General features: G+C 65.1%; 15 protein-coding genes, 1 tRNA gene and 2 pseudogenes. 7 read left to right on the top strand and 11 right to left on the bottom strand.

What is annotated here, in order from left to right:
• Nucleotides 1–483: 483 nt before the first annotated feature.
• Nucleotides 484–1281 carry a hypothetical protein gene (locus tag B2J86_RS07840; RefSeq protein ID WP_173025141.1) on the bottom strand — a complete coding sequence of 266 codons (798 nt, stop codon included), beginning with the start codon at nucleotides 1279–1281 and terminating at the stop codon, nucleotides 484–486.
• Between the two features lie 878 nt (nucleotides 1282–2159).
• Nucleotides 2160–2955 (bottom strand): IS5 family transposase gene (locus tag B2J86_RS07835; protein WP_371736275.1). Its coding sequence is split into 2 segments (ribosomal slippage): nucleotides 2160–2684 and nucleotides 2686–2955, totalling 795 coding nucleotides; the frame shifts between segments, so codons are not numbered across the junction.
• A gap of 525 nt (nucleotides 2956–3480) precedes the next feature.
• Between B2J86_RS07835 and B2J86_RS18380 the strand changes: the two are divergent.
• Nucleotides 3481–3954 (top strand): annotated as a pseudogene (locus B2J86_RS18380) (DUF6573 family protein).
• Nucleotides 3955–4158: 204 nt separating this feature from the next.
• Here B2J86_RS18380 and B2J86_RS07830 read toward each other — a convergent pair.
• The 5 genes and pseudogenes from B2J86_RS07830 to B2J86_RS07815 all read right to left on the bottom strand — a co-directional run bounded on the left by B2J86_RS07830 (nucleotide 4159) and on the right by B2J86_RS07815 (nucleotide 7654).
• Nucleotides 4159–5634: an integrase gene (locus B2J86_RS07830; RefSeq protein WP_254067996.1), complete on the bottom strand. Its 1476-nt coding sequence runs from the start codon at nucleotides 5632–5634 to the stop codon at nucleotides 4159–4161.
• A 198-nt stretch (nucleotides 5635–5832) separates the two neighbouring features.
• Nucleotides 5833–5997: pseudogene (locus B2J86_RS18375) on the bottom strand (DUF6538 domain-containing protein); the annotation flags it as partial.
• Nucleotides 5998–6131: 134 nt separating this feature from the next.
• A tRNA-Ser gene (locus tag B2J86_RS07825) sits at nucleotides 6132–6221 on the bottom strand.
• Between the two features lie 67 nt (nucleotides 6222–6288).
• Nucleotides 6289–7206, bottom strand: coding sequence for an SPFH domain-containing protein (locus tag B2J86_RS07820; protein WP_173025138.1), 918 nt, complete (start codon nucleotides 7204–7206; stop codon nucleotides 6289–6291).
• Nucleotides 7207–7228: 22 nt separating this feature from the next.
• Nucleotides 7229–7654, bottom strand: a complete 426-nt coding sequence (locus tag B2J86_RS07815; protein WP_173025137.1) for an NfeD family protein — start codon at nucleotides 7652–7654, stop codon at nucleotides 7229–7231.
• Nucleotides 7655–7804: 150 nt separating this feature from the next.
• On the opposite strand from B2J86_RS07815, the gene B2J86_RS07810 reads away from it, so the two are divergent.
• On the top strand, nucleotides 7805–10189 hold the full coding sequence (locus B2J86_RS07810; RefSeq protein ID WP_169167408.1) for an arginine/lysine/ornithine decarboxylase: 2385 nt from the start codon (nucleotides 7805–7807) through the stop codon (nucleotides 10187–10189).
• A gap of 61 nt (nucleotides 10190–10250) precedes the next feature.
• On the opposite strand, the gene B2J86_RS07805 is transcribed toward B2J86_RS07810, so the two are convergent.
• Nucleotides 10251–11108 (bottom strand): DNA ligase, encoded by an 858-nt coding sequence (locus B2J86_RS07805; RefSeq protein WP_173025136.1) that lies wholly within the window; start codon nucleotides 11106–11108, stop codon nucleotides 10251–10253.
• 102 nt (nucleotides 11109–11210) lie between these two features.
• Nucleotides 11211–12008, bottom strand: a complete 798-nt coding sequence (fabI, locus tag B2J86_RS07800) for an enoyl-ACP reductase FabI (RefSeq protein WP_169167406.1) — start codon at nucleotides 12006–12008, stop codon at nucleotides 11211–11213.
• Nucleotides 12009–12112: 104 nt separating this feature from the next.
• On the opposite strand from fabI, the gene B2J86_RS07795 reads away from it, so the two are divergent.
• From B2J86_RS07795 to B2J86_RS07780, 4 genes are read left to right on the top strand one after another with little or no spacing between them, the layout of a single operon-like run.
• Nucleotides 12113–13969, top strand: coding sequence for an extracellular solute-binding protein (locus B2J86_RS07795; protein ID WP_169167405.1), 1857 nt, complete (start codon nucleotides 12113–12115; stop codon nucleotides 13967–13969).
• 3 nt (nucleotides 13970–13972) lie between these two features.
• Nucleotides 13973–15004, top strand: a complete 1032-nt coding sequence (locus B2J86_RS07790; RefSeq protein ID WP_173025135.1) for a microcin C ABC transporter permease YejB — start codon at nucleotides 13973–13975, stop codon at nucleotides 15002–15004.
• Nucleotides 14970–16145 (top strand): ABC transporter permease, encoded by a 1176-nt coding sequence (locus B2J86_RS07785; protein WP_206041548.1) that lies wholly within the window; start codon nucleotides 14970–14972, stop codon nucleotides 16143–16145. Before B2J86_RS07790 ends, B2J86_RS07785 begins: the two co-directional genes overlap by 35 nt.
• Before the next feature lie 11 nt (nucleotides 16146–16156).
• A complete protein-coding gene (locus B2J86_RS07780; RefSeq protein WP_254067995.1) occupies nucleotides 16157–17893 on the top strand; it encodes an ABC transporter ATP-binding protein in 1737 nt (578 codons plus the stop codon).
• A 71-nt stretch (nucleotides 17894–17964) separates the two neighbouring features.
• Here the strand turns inward: B2J86_RS07780 and B2J86_RS07775 are convergent, their stop codons facing one another.
• Nucleotides 17965–18543, bottom strand: coding sequence for a lipocalin family protein (locus B2J86_RS07775; RefSeq protein ID WP_169167402.1), 579 nt, complete (start codon nucleotides 18541–18543; stop codon nucleotides 17965–17967).
• A gap of 253 nt (nucleotides 18544–18796) precedes the next feature.
• On the opposite strand from B2J86_RS07775, the gene B2J86_RS07770 reads away from it, so the two are divergent.
• Nucleotides 18797–20122: an MFS family transporter gene (locus B2J86_RS07770; protein ID WP_169167401.1), complete on the top strand. Its 1326-nt coding sequence runs from the start codon at nucleotides 18797–18799 to the stop codon at nucleotides 20120–20122.
• On the opposite strand, the gene B2J86_RS07765 is transcribed toward B2J86_RS07770, so the two are convergent.
• Complete coding sequence (locus B2J86_RS07765; RefSeq protein WP_169167400.1) at nucleotides 20073–22721, bottom strand: cation-translocating P-type ATPase; 2649 nt, start codon at nucleotides 22719–22721, stop codon at nucleotides 20073–20075. The genes B2J86_RS07770 and B2J86_RS07765 overlap by 50 nt on opposite strands.
• Nucleotides 22722–22758 lie beyond the last annotated feature (37 nt).

The following is a 22758-nucleotide window of genomic DNA, read 5'->3' as shown; positions in this document are numbered from 1 at the left end:
GACATAGCCGGTAGCAACTCGAACGGAGACGATGGGTCGATTGCTGCCGGTGGTTAGATCAAGCATGCCGGTCAACGATGACCAGCACCTGCAAACAATTCTAGGTTGAATAGAAACTGTCGTTTCGAACACTAAACGATAGTTTTCCGAACTGGGTAGATGGTATTGGTATAGAGAAAATGATAGCGAGTTGGAACAAAAATGGCTCATCGGTGAGCTGATACTCATAGCTTGGTCTGGGTGATCAACATTGTCGGTGCACGCAGTATTTCCTCTATAAGTTTTCGCGTGCGCCATTGTCCATGACGGCACCACGCAAAAAGCTGTCCCCGGCAGATATGACTCTGCCGGGGACAGCCCAACTTTTAATACAAGCGGCGGCCGGTGACGCGTTCCGCAGGGCTATCGTCAAAATTTATAACGATAGCGAGTAAGTTGTCGTTAAGCGCCGCACCAGCCCAGCAGCGCTCCCTGACCTGCAATTTATAAAAACAATGTTTCCTGGAATATGTATAGCGCAGATTCGAAGCTTGACAGCGCATCGACTTGCTGTCGAGTCCACCCCATACTTTCGAGATCGCGCCGCAGTTTGCTTTCAAAAGCCGGGGTACAAATGAAGATCAAGCGCCCCCAAGCCTGCCCAGGCGCCAGAAGCCGTGAGCCGTCGCGCCGGGTGCTGTCTTGCAGCACCTTCCCCAACCAGATCAAAAGTGCCTTGTAATCTTTGGCGTTTTTGCGGGATCGCTCAACCTCAACCCACCATACCTGGTTACCGCTGCGCAGCAGCACGTCGGGCCGCTTGCCTGCGATGCCGGCTTCGCCGCCCAGCCACAGGCCTTGCGCGATTTCGCGCTCAGTCGATGCACGAAAGCCTTCCACCATCCCCGAAATCGCGATTTGGTTGGCAATGCTTCGATGACGGTAGTAAGCAGCACTGAAACCGCGCACGAGATCCTTGCCGCTGATTGCCGTCACACCCGCGTTTTTCAGCGCCCGCGCGCCGCTTTCAGACAGCGCGTATATGACGCTGCCGTCCGGCCCTTGGCTGGTGATGACCATGCGGGCATCACGCAGGCGGCGCATTGTGCGTTGCGCCATTCTCACCGCCGATGCGGTCGGCTGCATTGGCCCTACGCTTGGCGGGCCGCTGGGCCTGGATGCCCAGCGCCGCCAGCACAGCGCCGCCAGGTCGCGCGTGCGCAGCCAGCCAAAACGATGCAATGCTCGTAGCACTCGCACCTCGTTCTCCCGAGCAGTTTGCCGTCCATCCTTTTGACTCATCATGACCCTCCCCGTTGTTGTCATGATTCGTATAGCGCTGCACCCCGTTCATGCCCCTGTACGACTGGGGACGAACAGGGGAAACGAACAGCCGCAAGGCGGCTGAAGCTCACCACCCCCTTCTCCCCGGCTGGACGCCAGGCCGGGTGTTTGTCCGGGCTGGACGCCCGGCCATGCGCTTTGAAATACCGGCGCCCCCGTCCCTTCGGGAGCCCGCTTCGCGGGCCGCTTATCGCGCGGGCAAGGATCTCCGCCCGGCACGCTGGACGCGTTTGTGCTGACACCCTTGCCCGCGCGAAAAGCCTTCCGCGAGGGGGCGCTGGGTTTCACTCCCCACACTTCACCGCAGCCCTTGGGGGCTACTATTGCTTGCGCGACAGACTGCGTCTTGCTGGCAATTGCAGTGCGGCTCCCCCCGCGTCACTTCGACCGCCATGGGTGGCGGTGCTACGTGCCGGGCTGAGGCTGACCGCCTTGCCCCACTCTGCCATTGAGCTTTGCTCCGCTGTCGAGCGGCCCCCTCCCTCCTGCATCACCCTGTTTGCTAACAGCGTGGCTGCGCGCCTTCGGCTTGCAAGAACAGCCCCCGCACTGACAGCCTGCGGCAGACAGTGCAGGCCATTTCCGTGACGCCGTCACAGAAACGGATTGGTTTTCGTGGCGATCGCCATGAAAAACCATGAAATCCAGCGTCCGAACGGAGGTGCAGAGCTTGTGTTGAGTTCCGAAGTGTCTTTTCCGTGACGGCGTCACGAGGCGATGGCCCTTTTTCGTGACGATTCACAAAAATAACTCGTTCATGCACCGTCACGCGAGCTATACATAGTATGCGAGACGAAAACGACCACATCACCCTTGACCTGCTTCTTAGAACGTGTTCACGATCTCCTGAGCAACAGAGCCAGGAATGCCAAGTGAATGAACTGCAAGCTGGTGCCGAGCTTTCTCTCGCAGTTCTTCCAAAGCCGCCTGCTTTTCTCCAACCACGCAAAGCTGCGCTCCACCACCCAGCGCTTGGGGATCACGGCAAACTTGTGCAACTCACTGCGCTTGGCAATCTGCACTGTCACCTCCTGCCCCAGAGTGTCCCGCATCGCTTGTGCAAACGGCTGACCCACATAGCCACTGTCAGCCAACAAGCTTTGCACCTTGCCCAAGTTGGCCTTGCACCGGCCCAGCGCCTGCAGCGCCCCCTTGCGGTCCGTCACCTCGGCCGTCGTCACCGCGATGGCGTGCGGCAGCCCTTGCGTATCCACCCCAATGTGGCGCTTGATGCCAGAGACCTTCTTGCCCGCGTCATAGCCTTTGAGCGCAGCCGTGTCCGTGGTCTTGACGCTTTGCGCGTCCACGATCAAGAGCGTTGGAGAGGCGCTGCGCCCCAGTTTCAAACGGGCCGCGCCAACCTGATTTTTTGAGTGCCCGCTCCAGAACGCTGATGCCGTCCTGGTCGGGCTCGCTCCATTTGGCAAAGTATGAGCGCACCGTGCGCCATTTTGGAAAATCGCTGGGCAAAAACCTCCACTGGCAGCCCGTGCGCAGCAGGTACAGCACCGCGCAGAACACCTCATACAGGTCCACCGTCGTGGGCTTGGTGCGCCGGCGCACGCTCTGCAGCAGGGGCCTGATTTCTTCAAACTTCTCGCGGCTGATGTCGCTGGCGTATCTGTTTCTCATCGCACCATTTTCGATGCAAAAGAAAAGATCGTGAACACGTTCTTAGCGAGGCAGCCCCGCCACCCTCATGCGCAACCAAGCCTAAGCTTGGCCGTCCGAGAAAAGCCGACGCACTCACCGACGCCGAGCGCGCCAGAAGCTATCGCGCTCGAAAGAAAGCTCGCTTCGCTGAATTGCGGGACAAGAGCAAGCCGGTGAGCTCCAAGATCATTGACTTGTCTGCGCTCCCGCCTTGGAAACGCAAGTAAAGCGGCTGTGAAGCCGCCTCGGGTTGTCGCCAGCCCTACGGCATGGTTACCGCCGTTCTTCTGAGTTCGTCGCTATTTCTGCGATGTGACCTCAAGCCCAACTGACTGCACAAGATCCTGTGGGTCACTTCGTGCGCTTCTGCACCCGTTCCCCTGCGGAGCTGCGGCTTTGACTGCGCCTGTTCCGTCCGTTTACCTCGTGGCCCTTGTACGCAGGCGACGAACTCAGAAGAACGGCGGCAGCAATGCCAGCGGGCCCCATGCGACACCCCGGGAAATGCATGGATTCAGGCTCGGAATCTTGAAGCCCGGCAGCATATTTGGAGAGACTATGCAAACAGACCCTTTGGACTTGAAGGCCATATTTGGAGAAGCAATCTACGCCTACACGCGCGCGCAGGCGTTAAACGATGGCTTGTTGGTGGACGTCACGGAAACCGCACGGGATGCTGGCTTCCGGGTACCTGTCGCCCTTACATCCGCCGCATGAAGTAAAGCAGTGGCATGGTCTGACGATGACTCTGACTGTCAAACCCTTCAGTATGAGTCGGGGAGATTGTGGGATGTCATCTGGATGAGCTACGTAGCTGCCCGACGAGCTAGCGGAGGCTATAGGGTGCCGGTTCAACTCTATGTTGTGCCACGCGACGGGAAAGCAACACGCCCTCGATTGACAACGCTGCAAATGGTCATAGGCCCTGGTAATGAAGGTGAGCCGGTTATTACCCTCATAAATCCAGACGAAGACTGACACCGCAAGACCCCGCCCTGATTGGGCGGGCTAGACCTCCAACCAAAGAGAAAACCTTATGCGCAATAACCCCTGTGAGCACAGCCAGGACATCAACCCAGCGAACGGCTTGCCGATGATTGACGACACCGATCTTGACGTTGGCGGCAATCCGTACGGCACAGACCGGAACAACTGGGAACCGGTCTACGACACGGGCCCCAGCTATGTGCCCCCATCGCCAAGTTTCGACCTCTGGTGATGGTGACCTGAACGGCTTTGGCGCGCGGTGGACGGAATCAGCACTGGAACAGGCGTTGGCAGCTCTATCGCGTAGTAGAGCTTTGCGAGCCGGTCAGCTTTGACGTCGAGCGAGAGTAATAACGTTTCGTCTTCGTAACCATCTGCGACAGGGTTGTCAGACTCGTCTGCGTGACCGCTGATGCAGCGCAGGTTGACCCGACTCTTTCGCCCGTAGGTAAGTAGGGTATGGCGGAATGCATGCGACCCCCGCACCGCGTTGCCCTTCTCATTTGAGACGCCGTGAAGCCCGATGCTGCGCAGGTAGTTGGCGACCCACTTGCCAGGTGCCGCGCCCGCATCACCGTTGGTCGATGACCACTGCGGGAAGAGTCGCCGCGCGCCGCCGTGCTTCAATCGTTCGAGGTACTCAGGGAGACCTATGCGGACCAGCTCGGCATGCATGGAGATAGTTCTCGACTTGCCCGTTTTCACAGACTTGATGACGTCCGGGGCGGGAAGCTCGCCGACTTCATCAGTGAAGCGTAGCCACCAGATCCCGTCTCTGCACCCCCAGTCATGCTGCGGGTTGAGCTGACAGATTTCACGAACGCGTGCCCCGGTATACAACTCGATTGCGAGCAGCCAAAACTTGTGCGCTTTTGTTGGGGTCTTGATGATTTTCTCCATGGCTTCACTGAAGAAAATTTGACGCATTTCTTCTGGTCTGATTGCCCGCTGTTTGCGTTCAACCTTCGTCCGCGTACCCACATATGGGACGCTAGCCGACAGCGTCGTAGGAAAGCCAATGTCTTGCCAGTCTCGCTTTGCGCGCTCAAGAAACGATCGCAGCGAAGCGATGTAGGCCCCCTCGTAGGTATTCAAGGAAAGCGTTTCAGGCCAAGCTTCGTTTGCAATCTCGCGTATCGTCTGACCGTTTTTGCGCCGAAGATCAGACCAACGGGGTGGAAGCTTCTGGACCGTGCGCAAAAAATCATTCACGTGCCCCTGGCGCAGCTCAGTGATAGGCATGTCACCAACAACTTCAAGGAATGCTGGAAGTATGAAGGCGTGCTTTTCGTTCATCGCACGCTTGCCCGGCGCGAGTGTTTGCAGGAACTCTTTGACAGCTGTGGACAGCTGCATCGTTGGAGCAATCGGGGCTGACACCTTCGCCGCCCGCAGAAGTGGTGCGCTGGCATGTCTTGACACCGATGCCTTGCCGCTGTATTCGCCTTCGAGCACGTCCAGGGCGTCGCGATATGCCGCGGCATACGCGATAAGCAACTGGCGCTCCTGGAGGGATCCATCCAGTTCCGGGGAAAGGCAATAGCCGCTGCGTCTCAGCGTGCCAATCAGCATGTCCGACAAGCCGCGCACTGCGGTTTCTTCGCCGTGCGTTGCGAGCAATGCCCAACCCCGAATTTTTTCGATTTCTCTCAGCTTCTCGGCAGGGTTCACGGCAACAAGGGAGCGATGGCGCAGCTCTCTGTCCGCGCCTATCACTTGCTCAACGACTGTAGCGTGTAGGCCAGCTATCAAATCCTGAGTGACGTGACGGATAGGCGTGAGTGCTGGTTCAGATGGTGCATTCGGTGGGGCTGTTATCGGATCACTATTCGCAGGGCGCCGGATGGCATCACCCGACCGGGCTGACGCAATCTGCTGGTCTGTCTCAACCGCAAGCTCTCGGCACCGCTGGCTGGCACGACGGAAGTCGCCCCCCAGGACCAATTTGAATTCTCGCTTACCAATGGCATCACGGACATCGGCAGGGACGCCACGGCGGAACACGTAGCCGGTACCGCGTGGGCTTTTGAACATGAATTGAGGCATGACTTTGTCATCTACGGCCTCGCTCCTGCTGCCCTCAGCTCGTACCTTCTTTTGTACCATGGCAAAAAATAACCCCTTGAATTTCCTAGAGATTCTAGTATTTCAAGGGGTTATCTATGTCTTGGCGGAGAGGGCGGGATTCGAACCCGCGGTGGGGATTAGCCCACACACGCTTTCCAGGCGTGCGACTTAAACCGCTCATCCACCTCTCCGAAGCCCGCTATTCTAGCAGCGTTTTGGCTGGTTTTTTGGTCCACACGGGGCGATGATCTAAAAACCTCAGGAAACAGGGCGCTGCGCCTGCACCATCTTCATGGCCGAGCCGATCAGCGCCGACACCTCGGTCATATTGCTGGGCACGATGAGCGTGGTGGTGGCGTCGGCGGCCACCTTGCTGTAGGCCTCGACGGCTTTTTCTGCCACCTTCAGCTGTACGGCCTGCTCGCCGCCCGGCTGGCGGATGGCGGCCGCCACACGCTCGATGGCCTGGCCTGTGGCTTCTGCCACGGTCAGGAGGGCGGAGGCTTCGCCCTGGGCGTTGTTGATGGCGGCCTGCTTTTCGCCTTCGGAGCGGGCAATGAAGGCCTCGCGCTCGCCGGTGGCGATGTTGATCTGCTCCTGGCGGCGGCCTTCCGAGGCAGCGATCAGGGCGCGCTTTTCGCGTTCGGCCGTGATCTGGGCCTGCATGGCGCGCAGGATCTCTGCAGGCGGCGTCAGGTCTTTGATTTCGTAGCGCAGCACCTTGACTCCCCAGTTGAGCGCCGCCTCGTCGATGGCCTGGACGACCTGGGCGTTGATGATGTCACGCTCCTCGAAGGTCTTGTCGAGCTCGAGCTTGCCGATCACGCTGCGCAGCGAGGTCTGCGCCAGCTGGGTCACGGCCATGATGTAGTTGCTCGATCCATAGCTGGCGCGCATCGGGTCGGTGACTTGGAAGTACAGGATGCCGTCCACCTGCAGTTGCGTGTTGTCGCGCGTGATGCAGACCTGGCTGGGCACGTCGAGCGGGATTTCCTTGAGGCTGTGCTTGTAGGCCACGCGGTCGATGAAGGGCACGAGAAAGTTCAGCCCCGGTGTGAGCGTGCCGGCGTACTTGCCCAGCCGCTCCTTCACCCAGGCGTTCTGCTGGGGCACGACCTTGACCGAGCGCACGATGAAGATGGCGGCGATGACAAAGATGACGATGGCTAATTCCATGGGGTTCCCTCGGGTGGATGGTTCAGATTTTGTCGACCAACAGGCGGCTGCCCACCACTTCGGCCACGCGATGGAGACCGGGTGAGGGGGCATTGCCGGGGCGCAGCAGCACCGTCCACTGGGCACCGCGGTATCGTACCTGCGCGGTACCGTCGGGATTCCAGGCATCCACCTGCACGGTCTCTCCTACGTCCAGATTCACATCGCGGTTGCTCGCGGCAGGTTGCACACCGGGGCTGCGCCGGCGCACCAGGTAGCAGGCAAAGACGGCACCGCCGCCGACCACGGCCGCCACCACCAGTTGCACCGCCATCTCCGCGCCAAGGTGGGCGGCAAGGGCGCCGGCCGCCAGGCCGATGGCCAGCATGAGCAGGTAGAACGTGCCGGTCAGCAGTTCGGCCACGATGGCCGCTCCGGTCATCAGCCACCACAGGGTGGAATCATCCATGGGCCCGGCTCCTCTCGTTGTCTGTATTGGGGTTTCATATTCTGGGTCATCAGAAGCCGCGTTCGGGAAGTGCTTCACACTTATTCCTTACACTGCGCGCCTCTTTTTGTTTTTTTGGCCGGGCAGGGCACGTTTGCACGGAGGCTGCGCATGAAATTTCGCTTTCCCATCATCATCATCGACGAGGATTACCGTTCCGAGAACACTTCGGGGTTGGGAATCCGTGCGCTCGCGCAGGCTATTGAGAGCGAAGGCTTCGAGGTGCTGGGGGTGACCAGTTACGGAGACCTGTCGCAGTTTGCGCAGCAGCAAAGCCGCGCCAGCGCCTTCATCCTGTCTATCGACGACGAGGAGTTCACGCTGGGCGCGGGCCAGGATCCGATCGTGCACAGCCTGCGCAGCTTCATTGGCGAGGTACGCCGCAAGAACGCCGACGTGCCGATCTATATCTATGGCGAGACCAAGACCAGCCGCCACCTGCCGAACGACATCCTGCGCGAGCTGCACGGCTTCATCCACATGTTCGAGGACACGCCCGAGTTCGTGGCCAAGCACATCATCCGCGAGGCCAAGAGCTACCTGGAAGGCGTGCAGCCGCCGTTCTTCAAGGCGCTGCTCGACTACGCTGAAGATGGCTCGTATTCGTGGCACTGCCCCGGCCACTCGGGTGGTGTGGCCTTCCTCAAAAGCCCCGTGGGCCAGATGTACCACCAGTTCTACGGCGAGAACATGCTGCGCGCCGACGTGTGCAACGCGGTCGAAGAACTGGGTCAGCTGCTCGACCACAACGGCGCCATTGGCGAGAGCGAGCGCAACGCCGCGCGCATCTTCAATGCCGACCACTGCTTCTTCGTGACCAACGGCACCTCGACCTCCAACAAGATCGTCTGGCACCACACCGTGGCGCCGGGCGACGTGGTGGTGGTGGACCGCAACTGCCACAAGTCGATCCTGCACGCGATCATCATGACCGGCGCGGTGCCGGTGTTCTTGAAGCCTACGCGCAACCATTTCGGCATCATCGGCCCGATCCCGCAGAGCGAGTTCGAGCCCGCCACCATCGAGGCCAAGATCCGCGCCAACCCCTTGCTCAAGGGCGTGGACCCCAAGCAGGTCAAGCCGCGCGTGCTGACGTTGACGCAGTCCACCTACGACGGCGTGCTCTACAACACCGAAACCATCAAGGGCATGCTCGACGGCTACGTCGACAACCTGCACTTTGACGAGGCCTGGCTGCCGCATGCGGCGTTCCACCCGTTCTATGGCGCCTACCACGCGATGGGCAAGAAGCGCGCGCGCCCCCGGCATTCGGTGGTCTACGCCACGCAGTCGATCCACAAGCTGCTGGCCGGCATCAGCCAGGCCAGCCATGTGCTGGTGCAGGACTCGCAGACCGAAAAGCTCGACCGCCACCTGTTCAACGAGGCGTACCTGATGCACACCTCGACCTCGCCGCAGTACAGCATCATTGCCAGCTGCGACGTGGCCGCCGCCATGATGGAGCCGCCGGGCGGCACCGCACTGGTCGAAGAAAGCATCCTCGAGGCGCTCGATTTCCGCCGCGCCATGCGCGAGATCGAGGCCGAGTTCGGCAAGGACGATTGGTGGTTCAAGGTCTGGGGGCCGGATCAGCTGGTCGACGAAGGCATTGGCCGCGCTGAGGACTGGATCATCCGTGCCGACAAAAAGGGCAAGAAGAGCGGCAACAAGTGGCACGGCTTTGGCCAGCTGGCCGACGGCTTCAACATGCTCGACCCGATCAAGTCGACCATCGTGACGCCGGGCCTGAGCCTGGACGGCAAGTTCGACACGACCGGCATTCCGGCGTCCATCGTCACCAAATACCTGGCCGAGCACGGCGTGGTGGTCGAGAAGACCGGCCTCTACAGCTTCTTCATCATGTTCACCATCGGCATCACCAAGGGCCGCTGGAACACCTTGCTGACCGCGCTGCAGCAGTTCAAGGACGACTACGAGAAGAACCAGCCGATGTCGCGCATCCTGCCCGAGTTCTGCCAGAGCCACCGCCGCTACGAGCGCATGGGCCTGCGCGACATGTGCCAGCACGTGCACCAGCTTTACGCCAAGTACGACATCGCGCGCCTGACGACCGAGATCTACCTGTCCGACCTGACCCCGGCCATGAAACCGAGCGACGCCTACGCGCACATTGCACACCGCCAGACCGAGCGCGTGGCCATCGACGACCTCGAAGGGCGCATCACCGTGGGTCTGATCACGCCGTACCCGCCGGGCATTCCGCTGCTGGTGCCAGGCGAGGTGTTCAACAAGAAGATCGTCGACTACCTCAAGTTCGCGCGCGAGTTTGCTGCCATGAGCCCGGGCTTCGAGACCGACATCCATGGGCTGGTCGAGATCGAGGACGAGGACGGCCATGTCAGCTACTACGCCGACTGCGTGGCGCTCGACAAGCCGGCGGCCAAGACCAAGCGGCGCGGTGCGGCAACCAAGACCTCGGCCAAGGACAAGCTGGTGCAGGTGGGCTCGGACGGCCCGTTTGGCCGCACCCTGTGATGCGGTAACGCGGCGCCCGACCCGGGTGCACCGTGCAATGGGAGGCTTGGCCTCCCATTTTTCATTCGGGCGGCAGGTCTTCGCGCACGCGCATGAAGCTGGCAAAGCGCGGCAGGCCGCCGTCGTGCGTGCCGCGAAAGCGGTAGGTGACCCAGCTGCCCACGGGCGGCGGATCGCGGCGCTGGGCGTCGCTCAGGCCCGTGCCCAGCTTGAAGCGCTGGCCCTGCGGCGTCTCGACCCACAGGGCGCCAAGCTGTCCCGCGTGGCGGCCCTTGCCGGGCAGGTGGGCGATGACGCGCGCTTCGGCGTCATCGTGTGTCTTGAGCTTGATCAGGTCGTCGCTGCGGCCGGCGCGGTACAGCGAGCTGCCGCGGTGCAGCATCAGCCCCTCGCCGCCGCCGCGCACGGTGCGCTGCAGCAGTGCCTGCAGGGCGGCGTCGCTGGCGATGCGCTGCTGGGATACGGCCTGTACCCACGGCTGGGCGATCTGCCGCACGCGCGCTTGCAGGACCGGCAACCGTTCGTCGAACGGGCCGCCATGTCCGGGCAGGTCGAACACCATGAAGCGCATCTGGCGCCATGCAGCGTCGTTGGCTTGCTGCTGGCGCGTGGTGGACTGGGCGTGGCCAAAGCGCCCGCGCCCGGCCCACAGCTCGCCGTCGAGCGGCTCGGCCGGCCAGCCGGCCGTGAACCAGGCCGGCGCGTGCACGGTTTCGCCGCCGCGCGTGCGCAGGGCCCGGCCGTCCCAGTAGCCGCGCACGCCGTCGTATTTCTCGCTGACCCAGTAGTCCTGCAGCGCCACGCCGGGGCGGTAGACATGGGCCAGCAGCAGGGCCGGCGCGTCTGCAGCCCAGGCAGAAAAAGAAATGCCCCACGCCGTCCACGCCAACAGGGTGAGGGCGCGGCGGCGGTGGAGCATGGACTACTCAGTTTTTAATAGCTATCAGCGCTTGCTGCATCAGCGCTGGAGCCACTTTTTTGTGGTATTTGGCATGGCAGCGCAATGGCGCAGCCAAGCCGCTCAGGCCAGGGCCTCGCTGCCCGCGCTGATGCCGGCGGTCTGGCTGAAGCCGCCGTCGACATAGGTGATCTCGGCCGTCACACCGCTGGCCAGGTCGGACAGCAGGAACGCGGCGACATTGCCCACGTCTTCGATGGTCACGTTGCGGCGCAGCGGCGAGGCGCCGGCCACCATGCCCAGCAGCTTGCCGAAATCCTTGATGCCGCTGGCCGCCAAGGTCTTGATCGGGCCGGCGCTGATGCCGTTGACGCGCATGCCGCGCGGGCCGAGCGACTCGGCCAGGTAGCGCACGCTGGCTTCGAGGCTGGCCTTGGCCAGGCCCATGGTGTTGTAGTTGGGGATGGTGCGCAGCGCGCCCAGGTACGACAGCGTCAGCAGCGCCGACTTGTCGTTGAGGTAGGGCAGGGCCGCCTTGGCCATGGCCGGGAAGCTGTAGGCGCTGATGTCGTGGGCGATGCGGAAGGCTTCGCGCGAGAGGCCGTCGAGGAAGTCGCCGGCAATCGCCTCGCGCGGGGCAAAGCCGATGGCGTGCACGAAGCCGTCGATCTTGGGCCAGGTCTGCGACAGGTCGCGGAACATGCGTTCGATCTGCTCGTCGCTGCCCACGTCGCAGTCGAACACGAGGCTGGAGTCGAACTCGGCGGCAAAGCCGGTGATGCGCTCCTTGAAGCGCTCGCCGACGTAGCTGAAGGCCAGCTCGGCGCCCTGCGCGTGGCAGGCCTTGGCAATGCCGTAGGCGATGGAGCGGTTGGACAGCACGCCGGTGATCAGCAGCTTCTTGCCGGTAAGAAATCCCATGTGAGGCTCTCCTGAGGGGGTATTGGGGGCGCTGCGCTGCCCCAAGACGCCCGTTGCCAGCGCATCTGCCCGGGCAGCGCAGCCGGGTAGGGCAGAATTGTCGCATGCGTTTTTGGCTGCTTTGCTTGCTGTGGGGGAGTGCGGTTCCGGTCTGGGCGGCGCATGCGTACGCGCTGTGGGGCGCGCCCCGGTACCCGGCGGGTTTTGCGCACTTCGACTACGTCAACGCGAACGCCCCCAAGGGTGGCGAGCTGCGCCTGGTCAGCAACCTGCGCACCTCCACCTTCGACAAGTACAACCCGTTCACCATCAAGGGCAGCGCACCGGCCTACCTCGCGCAGCTGATGTTCGACTCGCTGCTCACCGGCTCGCTCGACGAGACCGCCACCGGCTACGGCCTGCTCGCCGAAGACGTGGACGTGGCGGTCGACGGTCTCTCGGCCACCTTCCGCCTGCGGCCGGAGGCACGCTTTCACCACGGCAAGCCGGTGCTGGCCCGGGACGTCAAGTACAGCTACGACACGCTGGTCGGCCCGTTCACCTCGCCGGCCTACAAGACGATGCTGATCGACGTCGCCGGCGTCGATGTGCTGGACGAGCGCACCGTGCGCTACCGCTTCAAGAAGCCCAACCGCGAGCTGCCGCTCACCGTCGGCGGCCTGCCCGTGTTCAGCCGCGACTGGGGCATGGAGGGCGGCCAGCCCAAGCCCTTCGACCAGGTGGTGATGGACGAGCCGATCGGCAGCGGGCCGTATCGTGTCGGCCCGGTGCGCTTTGGCAAGGACATCACCTACGTGCGCGACCCGAACTACTGGGCGCGTGGCCTGAACGTGCGCATGGGCACGGCCAATTTCGAGCGCATCACCGTCAAGATCTACAAGGACGCCACCGCGCGGCTCGAAGCACTCAAGGCCGGCGAATTCGACCTGATGCGGTTTTTCAGCGCAGGCGACTGGGCGCGGCGCGTCAATGGCAAGAAGTTCAATACCGGCGAGCTGGTCAAGGGCGAGTTCCAGCACAAGCTGCCCTCTGGCTTTCAGAGCTATGTGCTCAACACGCGCCGCCCGCTCCTGCAGGACGTGCGCGTGCGCCAAGCGCTGGGCCTGGCGGTTGATTTCGAGTGGATGAACCGGCAGATGTTCTATGGCTCGTACCAGCGCGTGAACGGCCTGTTCGGCAACACCGCCTGCGACACGCAGGGCTTGCCGTCGCCGCAGGAGCTGGCGCTGATGGAGCCCTGGCGCAAGGACTTGCCCGCTGCCGCCTTCGGCCCCATGACCGTGCCGCCGCGCACCGATCCGCCCGCATCCCTGCGCGGCAACCTGCGCCGCGCCCAGCAGCTGCTGAAGGACGCCGGCTGGAGCGTGCAGGACGGCGTGCTGCGCAACGCCGCCGGCCAGGCGCTGGTGCTCGAATACATGGACAGCAACGAAGGCGGCGTGCGCACCGTGGCGCCGTGGATGCGCAACCTCGAAAAGCTCGGCATCACGCTGCGCTTTCGCTCGGTGGACTTTGCGCTGTACCAGCAGCGCCTGCAGAAGTTCGACTTCGACATCACGAGCATCGCCTACGGCGGCACCAACAACCCCGGCCAGGAATTCGCCGACCTGTTTGGCAGCCGTGCGGCCGACACCGAGGACTCGGGCAATTTCGCCGGCGTCAAGAGCCCGGCCGTGGACGCCTTCATCACCGCCATGACCGCCGCCAAGACCGAGGCCCAGCTGCTGCCCGCCTGCCACGCGCTCGACCGCGCGATTGCGCACGGCCACTACCTGATCCCGCAGTGGACCGCGCCCACGCACCGCATGGTCTACAACGCCTGGCGCCTGGTGCGGCCCGCCGTGGCGCCGCCCTATTCGCCGGGTGAGAGCTGGGTAATCGACACCTGGTGGGCCAAGCTGCCGCCGGGCCCGGGTGCTCCCAATCCTATAGCTGCCAGCGCAAGAGGGCAGGGCGGTTGAGCCATGTTTGCCTATATTCTCAAGCGCTGCCTTCTGATGCTGCCCACGCTGCTGGGCGTGCTGCTGCTGACTTTCGTCGTGCTGCAGTTCGTGCCCGGCGGGCCGGTCGAGCAGTACCTGGCCGAGGCCAAGGCCGGGGCGGGCGGCGGCGGCGCCGAGGGCGGGGGCTTGAGCTACCGCGGCGCGCAGGGCGTGGAGCCGCAGCGCCTCGCGCAAATCAAGGCGCTGTACGGCTTCGACAAGCCCGCGCCCGAGCGCTTCGTGCAGATGCTTAGCCAGTTCGCGCGTTTCGACCTGGGGCGCAGCTTTTTCCAGAACAAGGACGTGTGGCAGCTGATCCGCGAGAAGCTGCCGGTGTCGATCAGCCTGGGGCTGTGGACTTTTTTCATCAGCTACCTCGTGGCCGTGCCGCTCGGCGTCGCGAAGGCGGTGCGCGCGGGCTCGCGCTTCGATCTGGTGACCACGCTGCTCATTCTGGTGGGCTACGCCATTCCCGGATTTGTGCTCGGCGTGGCGCTGCTGGTGGTGTTTGGCGGCCAGCTGCAATGGTTTCCGCTGCGCGGGCTGACCTCGGCCAACTGGGACGAGCTCTCGTGGGGGGCTCGCATCGTCGACTACCTTTGGCACATCACCTTGCCGATCATCGCCATGGTGCTGGGCAGCTTCGCCGTCACGGCCATGCTGACCAAGAACGCGTTCCTCGAAGAAATCCGCAAGCAGTACGTGCTGACCGCGCGCGCCAAGGGCCTCTCCGAGCGCCAGGTGCTGTGGAAGCATGTGTTCCGCAACGCGCTGATCCCCATCATCACGGGCTTTCCGGCGGCCTTCATTGGCGCGTTCTTCGCCGGATCGCTGCTGATAGAGACCCTGTTCTCGCTCGACGGCCTGGGCCTGCTGAGCTACGAGAGCGTGATCCGGCGCGACTACCCCGTGGTGCTGGGCACGCTGTACCTGTTCACGCTGATCGGGCTGGTCACCAAGCTGATTTCCGACCTTTGCTATGTGTGGGTGGACCCGCGTGTCAAGTTTGATTAGCCCCCCTGAGTCGGCCGATGGCCGCCTTCCCGCCGGAGCGGGGACGCCACTGGCGGCCGGACCAAGCCCGACCCGCGGGGGCTCTGGCGATGGCGCGGTGGTGGCGTCGGCGCCGCCGTCCTTGTCGCCCAGCCGCCGCGCCTGGCTGCGCTTTCGGCGCAACCGGCTCGGCTACTGGAGCCTGATCGCTTTTTGCGCGCTGGTGCTGCTGAGCCTGGGCGCCGAGCTGGTGAGCAACGACCGGCCGCTCATCGTGCGCTACGAAGGCCAGACCTATTGGCCGATGCTCAAGGACTATCCCGAGACCACCTTCGGCGGCGACTTCGCCACGCCCACCGACTACCTCGACCCGTTCATCAAGGAGCGCATCACCGAGGGCCGCAACTGGGCGCTCTACACCCTCAACCCCTACGGTCCGAACACGCTCAACTACTTTGCCCAGGCGCCGAACCCGTCGGCGCCGTCGCCAGACAACTGGCTGGGCACGGACGACCGCGGTCGCGACCTGCTGGCGCAGCTGCTCTACGGCTTTCGCGTCAGCGTGCTGTTTGCGCTGGCGCTGACGTTCACCGGCGTGCTGCTGGGCGTGGTGGCGGGGGCCATCCAGGGCTTCTTTGGCGGCAAGACCGACCTGGCGTTCCAGCGCTTCATCGAAATCTGGGGCTCGATGCCCGAGCTGTACCTGCTGATCATCTTCAGCGCCGTCTTGGCGCCCAGCATTGCGCTGCTGCTGGTGCTGCTCTCCCTGTTCGGCTGGATGGGGCTCTCCGACTACGTGCGCGCCGAGTTTTTGCGCAACCGCCAGCTCGACTACGTGAAGGCCGCACGCGCCCTGGGCGTGGGCAACGGGCAGATCATCTGGCGCCACATCCTGCCCAACAGCCTCACGCCCGTGGTCACCTTTCTGCCGTTTCGCATGAGCGCGGCCATCCTGGCGCTGACCTCGCTCGACTTCCTGGGCCTGGGCGTACCGCCCGGCACCCCGAGCCTGGGCGAGCTGCTGAGCCAGGGCAAGAACAACATCGACGCATGGTGGATTTCGCTGTCGACCTTTGCGGTGCTCGTGGTCACGCTGCTGCTGCTCACCTTCATGGGCGATGCGCTGCGCGATGCGCTCGACCCGCGCAAAGCCGAGCGTTGAATGGAACTTACATGAATGCTCCTAACGCACGGACGCAGATGCCAGCCATGGCCCAGGGGGCGGGCAGCATCGGCAATGCACGCGGGGTGGGCCCTGGCGCAGAGCGGGGTGGAACAGGCGCCGCCGCCTTGCTGCAGGTGCAAGACCTGGCCGTGCATTTCGGCGCCAAGGCGGTGGTCAACAGGGTCAGTTTTTCCGTCCATGCCGGCGAAAAGCTCGCGCTGGTGGGCGAATCGGGCTCGGGCAAGACCGTCACGGCGCTGAGCCTGTTGCGTTTGGCGGGCGATGCCAGAATCACCGGCAAAGCCATGCTGCGCGGTCGCGATCTGCTCTCTTTGTCAGAGCGTGAGATGCGCGGCGTGCGCGGCGGAGACATCGCCATGGTGTTCCAGGAGCCGATGACGGCGCTCAACCCGCTCATGACCATCGGGCAGCAGATCGCCGAGGTGTTGCAGCTGAAGAAGGCGCTGACGGGCGAGCAGTGCGCGCAGGCGGCGATCGCACTGCTGGCGCAGACCGGCATCCCCGAGCCTGCGCGCCGCGCCAACGCCTTCCCGCACCAGCTCAGCGGCGGCCAGCGCCAGCGCGCCATGATCGCCATGGCTCTGGCCAGCGAGCCCGCGCTGCTGCTGGCCGACGAGCCGACGACGGCGCTCGATGTGACGCTGCGCGGTCAGATTCTGGACCTGCTGTCCGACCTGCAGCGCCAGACCGGCATGGCCGTGCTGCTCATCACGCACGACCTGAACCTGGTGCGCCGCTTTGCCGACCGCGTGGCCGTCATGGAGCAGGGCATGCTGGTCGAGCAGGGCCGCGTGGCCGAGGTGTTCCGCGCGCCACAGCACGCCTACACGCGCCGCCTGATCGCCAGCCAGCCGCGCCGGGACGTCGTGGAGGCCGTGCCACCGCCCGGTACGCCGCCGGTGCTGTGGGCCCAGGATTTGCGCGTGGCCTATGCCACGCCGCTGCCCGGCGTGCGCGGCTGGTTCCGCAAGGGCGAGTTCGTGGCCGTGCAGGGCGCCGCACTGCAGGTCCTGCCGGGCCAGACGCTGGGCGTGGTGGGCGAGTCGGGTTCGGGCAAGTCGACGCTGGCGCAGGCCATCTTGGGCCTGCTGCCGCACGGCGGCGAACTCACGGTGGTGGGGCAGGCGTGGCAGCAGCCCGCCATGCGCAACACCCCGGCCAACCAGGCCCTGCGCCGGCAGGTGCAGGTGGTGTTCCAGGACCCGTTCTCGTCGCTGTCGCCGCGCCTCACGGTCGAAGAGATCGTGGGCGAGGGCCTGCGCGTGCACGACGGCGCCCTCGGCAGCGCCGAGCGGCGCACGCGCGTGGAGGCGGCGCTGCTGGAAGTGGGCCTGAGCGAAGCCCAGTACCCGGGACTGCTGGCGCGCTATCCGCACGAATTCTCGGGCGGCCAGCGCCAGCGCCTGGCGATTGCGCGCGCGCTCATCGTGCAGCCGCGCGTGCTGGTGCTCGACGAACCGACCAGCGCGCTTGACGTGACCATCCAGCAGCAGGTGCTGGCCCTGCTGCAGCGGCTGCAGCGCGAGAAGGGCCTGAGCTACCTGCTCATCACCCACGACGTCGACGTGATCCGCGCCATGGCGCACGCGGTCATCGTGATGAAGGAGGGCGAGGTGGTGGAAAGCGGGCCGGTTGCGCAGGTGCTCGATGCGCCGCAGCACCCGTATACGCAGCGGCTGGTGGCCGCGGCCACGGTGCCAGAGGCCGCTGCTGATTTAGAGTGAAAAGGGGCTCCAGCGCTGAAGGGGTAAGCGCTGGAAGCTATCAAAACAGAGCTGAACGTCGTGCGCAGAGCCTAGAGCCCTGTGGGGTTCACGCCGTCTTGCTGCACCCACCGCACCTGGTTTTCGTCCACGCCCAGCGCGCGTGTTCTGGCCAGGAGCTGGTTTTTGATGCCTTCGGGCAGCGTCGGGGTGCGCGAAAGGATCCAGAAATAGTCGAGGCTGGAGCCCACCACCATGGCCCATTGATACTCGGGGTCGAGCGCCACCACGTGGTAGCCGCCATAGAACGGGCCGAAGAACGACACCTTCAGCGCGGCCTGCGTCGGGTCGCCCAGGAAGCGGGCCTTGCCCACCGACTCCTTCCAGCGCTGGTGCACCGGGTCGAAGCCGCGGTTGAGCACCTCGATCGTGCCGTCGGCGTTGCGGCTGTAGTGCGCGCTGGTGCGGATCAACCCTTTTTCAAAGCGGTGGTCGATGCGCGCCAGCTCGTACCAGTGGCCGGCATAGCGGTCCACATCGAAATGGACCGCGTGCACGCCAGCGGGCGTGGACGTGGCGCACGCGCTCAGCGCCAGCACCGACAGCAACGCAGCGAAACCGAGAGCGGCAGGCAGCCACGGGCTGCGGTGGACGGAGGGGCGGATGCGCATCGGGAGATTCCTCGGATAAATGAACAGCCATCGCACCAGGGCCGGTGCCGGGACGCTGGCCGTGTGACTTGCACTGTAGGGGCGCCCGCGGCGTCCCTGCTGTAGGCCGCCGCTGGCAGCGCGTGTCAGGCGGGGGAGCACAAAAGCCGCCACGGCGCAGGCGCCACGCCCCAAGCAGGGGTTTGTGGCCTGGTGCGCTGAAACAGCCCGGAAGTGCTAAGGTTTTGGCACCGTCGCTTCGCCGGAAAACGCCATGAAAACGGTTCCCGCCACCCCCGTACCCACATTGGCTCCCCTGCCCAGCTATACCCACGAGGAAAAGCGCAAGCGCGTCTTTGCCATCGTGGCGGCCTCGTCGGGCAACTTGGTCGAGTGGTTCGACTTTTATGTCTACGCCTTCTGCGCGATCTATTTCGCGCCCTCGTTCTTTCCCAAGTCCGACCCCACGGCGCAGCTGCTGAACACGGCGGGCGTGTTCGCCGCGGGCTTTCTGATGCGGCCCATCGGGGGCTGGGTCTTTGGCCGCATCGCGGACCGGCGCGGGCGCAAGACCTCGATGGTGCTGTCGGTGCTGATGATGTGCGGCGGCTCGCTGCTGATCGCTGCCTTGCCCACCTACGCCAGCATCGGTGCCTGGGCACCGGCCTTGCTGCTGCTCGCGCGGCTGGTGCAAGGGCTGTCGGTCGGGGGTGAATACGGCACCACCGCCACCTACATGAGCGAGGTGGCGCTGAGCGGCCAGCGCGGCTTCTTCTCGTCGTTCCAGTACGTCACGCTGATCGGCGGGCAACTGCTCGCGGTGCTGACGGTCGTGCTGCTGCAGCAGTGGCTCAGCGAGGCCGAAATGAAGGCCTGGGGCTGGCGCATTCCGTTCGTCATCGGCGCCCTCACCGCCGTGGTGGCGCTGTTTTTGCGGCGCACGCTCAAGGAGACTTCGACCGCCCAGGCGCGCGCCAGCGCGGAGGCGGGCAGCGTGCGCGGGCTGCTGCGCAACCACCGCGCGGCCTTTCTCACGGTGCTGGGCTACACGGCCGGCGGCTCGCTGATCTTCTATACCTTCACGACCTACATGCAGAAGTACCTGGTCAACTCGGCCGGCATGTCGATCAAGACCGCCAGCTACGTGATGACGGCCTGCCTGTTCCTCTACATGTGCATGCAGCCGCTGTTCGGTGCGCTGTCCGATCGCATTGGCCGGCGCACCAGCATGATGCTGTTCGGCAGCCTGGGCGCGCTGGCCACCGTGCCCATCCTGACCGCGCTGCAGCATGTCACCAACCCGTACGCCGCGTTTGTGCTGATCCTGCTGGCGCTGGCCATCGTGAGCTTCTACACCTCCATCAGCGGCATCGTGAAGGCCGAGATGTTTCCGCCCGAGGTGCGCGCGCTGGGGGTGGGGCTGGCGTACGCGATCGCCAATGCGATCTTCGGCGGATCGGCCGAATATGTGGCGCTGGGGCTCAAATCGCTGGGCCACGAATCGAGCTTTTACTGGTATGTCACGGCCATGATGGTGATCGCCTTCCTGGTCAGCCTGCGCCTGCCGCGCCACGCCAGCTACCTGCGGACCGACCCGTAAGCGCCCGAACCAGCTCCAGCCACGCCAGAGACAGGGCCAGCAGCGCACCGCCCACCGCCAAGCCCCCGGGGCCGGGTAGGGCCAGGCCCATCAGCGTGCGCAGCCAGGGCAGGCCCAGCACCGCCACGAGCAGCAGCGCCATGGCAGCGGCCATGCGCCACAACCAGGGGTTGCGGTCGGTCACGCCATGCCAGGCGGGGCGCGAGAGGTCGCGGTTGGCCAGGATCAGCAGCATCACTCCCAGCACCAGGGTGCTGAACACCGTGGCGCGGCCCTGTTCGGTGCTCCAGCCTTGCGCCACCATCCAGGCCTGGCCGGCCAGTAGCAGCGCGGCCAGGCCCAGGCCTTGCAGCACCGAAAACACCAGCGGCGCAGCGGCAAAGGGCGAGTCGGCCACCGGCCGGGGTGCACGTTCCATCAGGCCGGGGTCTTCGGGCTCGGCCTCGAAGACGATGGAGCAGGCCGGGTCGATCAGCAGCTCCAGCAGCACGATGTGCACCGGCAGCAGCAGCACCGGCCAGTGCAGCAGCGTGGGCACCAGCGCCAGCGCGATGATGGGAACGTGCACGGCAAAGGTGAAGCGCACGGCTTTGCGGATGTTGTCGTCGATGCGCCGGCCCTGGCGGATGGCGGCCACGATGCGCGAAAAGCTGTCGTCGAGCAGCACCAGAGCGGCCGCCTCGCGCGCCACGTCGGTGCCGCGCTCGCCCATGGCGATGCCCACGTCGGCGGCCTTGAGCGCGGGCGCGTCGTTGACGCCGTCGCCGGTCATGGCCACCACCTCGCCGGACGCGCGCAGCCGCTGCACCAGGCGAAGCTTGTGCTGGGGCTGCAGGCGCGCGCACAGGTCCACATGCCGCAGCCGTGCTGCCAAGGCGGCGTCGTCCAGCGCCTCCAGCTCGGCGCCGGTGATGATGTCGGGTCGCTCCGACAGACCCACCTGCTGCGCGATGGCACGCGCCGTGGCGGGGTGGTCGCCCGTCATCATGACCACGCGCACACCGGCGCGCCGGCATTCGGCCAGGGCGGCGGGCACCTCGGCGCGCGGTGGGTCGGCCAGTGCCACCAGGCCGAGGAATTCGAAGTCGAAGTCGTGCTGGCTTTGCGGCCAAGGCGGATCAAAGCCGGGCGCGGCGGGCGCGCCGCTCCAGCGCCCGCGCGCCACGCCAAGCACCCGCAGGCCGCGTTCGGCCATGTCCTCGACCTGCTGGCGGATGGCATCGCGCTGCGCAGCGCCGAGGTGGCACAGGTCGGCCACGGCCTCGGGCGCGCCCTTGGTGGCCAGCAGGTGCTCGCCGTCGCCGCCGCTCGCAAACACGCGCGTCATCGCCAGGATCTCGCCCGAGAGCGCGTACTCGAACTCCGGTTCGCGCCCGTCGTGCACATGCTCGGTGCCTGCCAGCCACTGGTGGCCAAAGTGCTGGATGGCCTTTTCCATCGGGTCGAACGGGTCGCCCGGCGTGGCCAGCATGGCGAACTCGGTCAGCCGGTGGAATTCCTCGGGCAGCTCGCGCGCGCCTTCGGGCGTGAACTGCGCCTGGGCCGTGGCCAGGCCCGCCACCGCCATGCGGTTGACGGTGAGCGTGCCGGTCTTGTCGACCGCGAGCACGGTGATCGCGCCCAGCGCCTCGACGGCCGTGATGCGCCGCGTCAGCACTTTTTGCCGCGAGATGCGCCAGGCGCCCAGTGCCAGGAACACGGTCAGGATGACGGGGATCTCCTCGGGCAGGATGGCCATGGCGAGCGCTATGCCCGAAAGCAGGCTTTCGAGCAGCGGCCTGCCGTTCCACCACCAGCCCAGCAGCACCTGGGCACTGGCCAGCACCAGCGCGCCGGCGCCGAGCCGGCGCACCAGCGTGCGCGAGGCCTGCTGCAATGCCGAAGGCGGCTCGGTGGTGGCGGCCAGGTCGGCGCCGATGCGGCCCACGGCGGTGTGGGCAGCGGTGGCGCGCACCTGGGCCAGGCCGACGCCGCGCGTGACCACGGTGCTGGCGAACAGCGCCGCCACCGCGTGGCCGTCAGCCGGGCCTGCGGGCACGGATGCGGGGGCGGCGTTCGCGGTGCCGGATGCGGGCGCCAGCGGCAGCTTGGCCACCGGCACCGCTTCGCCGGTGAGCAGCGATTCGTCCACCTCCAGCTGGCCGTCCAGCAGCTGCGCGTCGGCGGCGATGCGGTCGCCCTCGTGCAGCACCAGCAGGTCGCCGCGCACCACGTCACGCCCGGCAATGCGCTGCTCGCGTCCGTCGCGCAGCACCAGCGCGCGCGGGGCCGACAGGTCGCGCAGCGATTCGAGCGCGCGCTGCGTCTTGCGCTCCTGCACCAGCGTGATGCCGATCACGACGAAGACGAAGCCGAGCAGGAACAGCGCCTCGGCGCGGTCGCCCAGCGCCAGGTAGATGCCGCCGGCGGCCAGCAGCATCAGGAACATGGGCTCGGTGAGCACGCCCTGCACGATGGTCCAGGTGGACTTGGGCGCGCTGCCCGGCAGCACATTGGGGCCATCGGCCGCCAGGCGGCGTGCGGCCTCGGCGCTGTCCAGGCCTTGCCCGTCCGGTGTGGGCAGGGTGGGGCGGGCCGGGGACGTCTTGGAGCTGGGCATGGCGGTGGTCCTTGCGGGTCGGGTTGGACGGTGCGGC

The organism is Acidovorax sp. SRB_14 (genome assembly GCF_012932145.1).
Lineage (GTDB): Bacteria > Pseudomonadota > Gammaproteobacteria > Burkholderiales > Burkholderiaceae_C > Simplicispira.
This window is presented reverse-complemented; position numbering and strand designations above follow the sequence as displayed.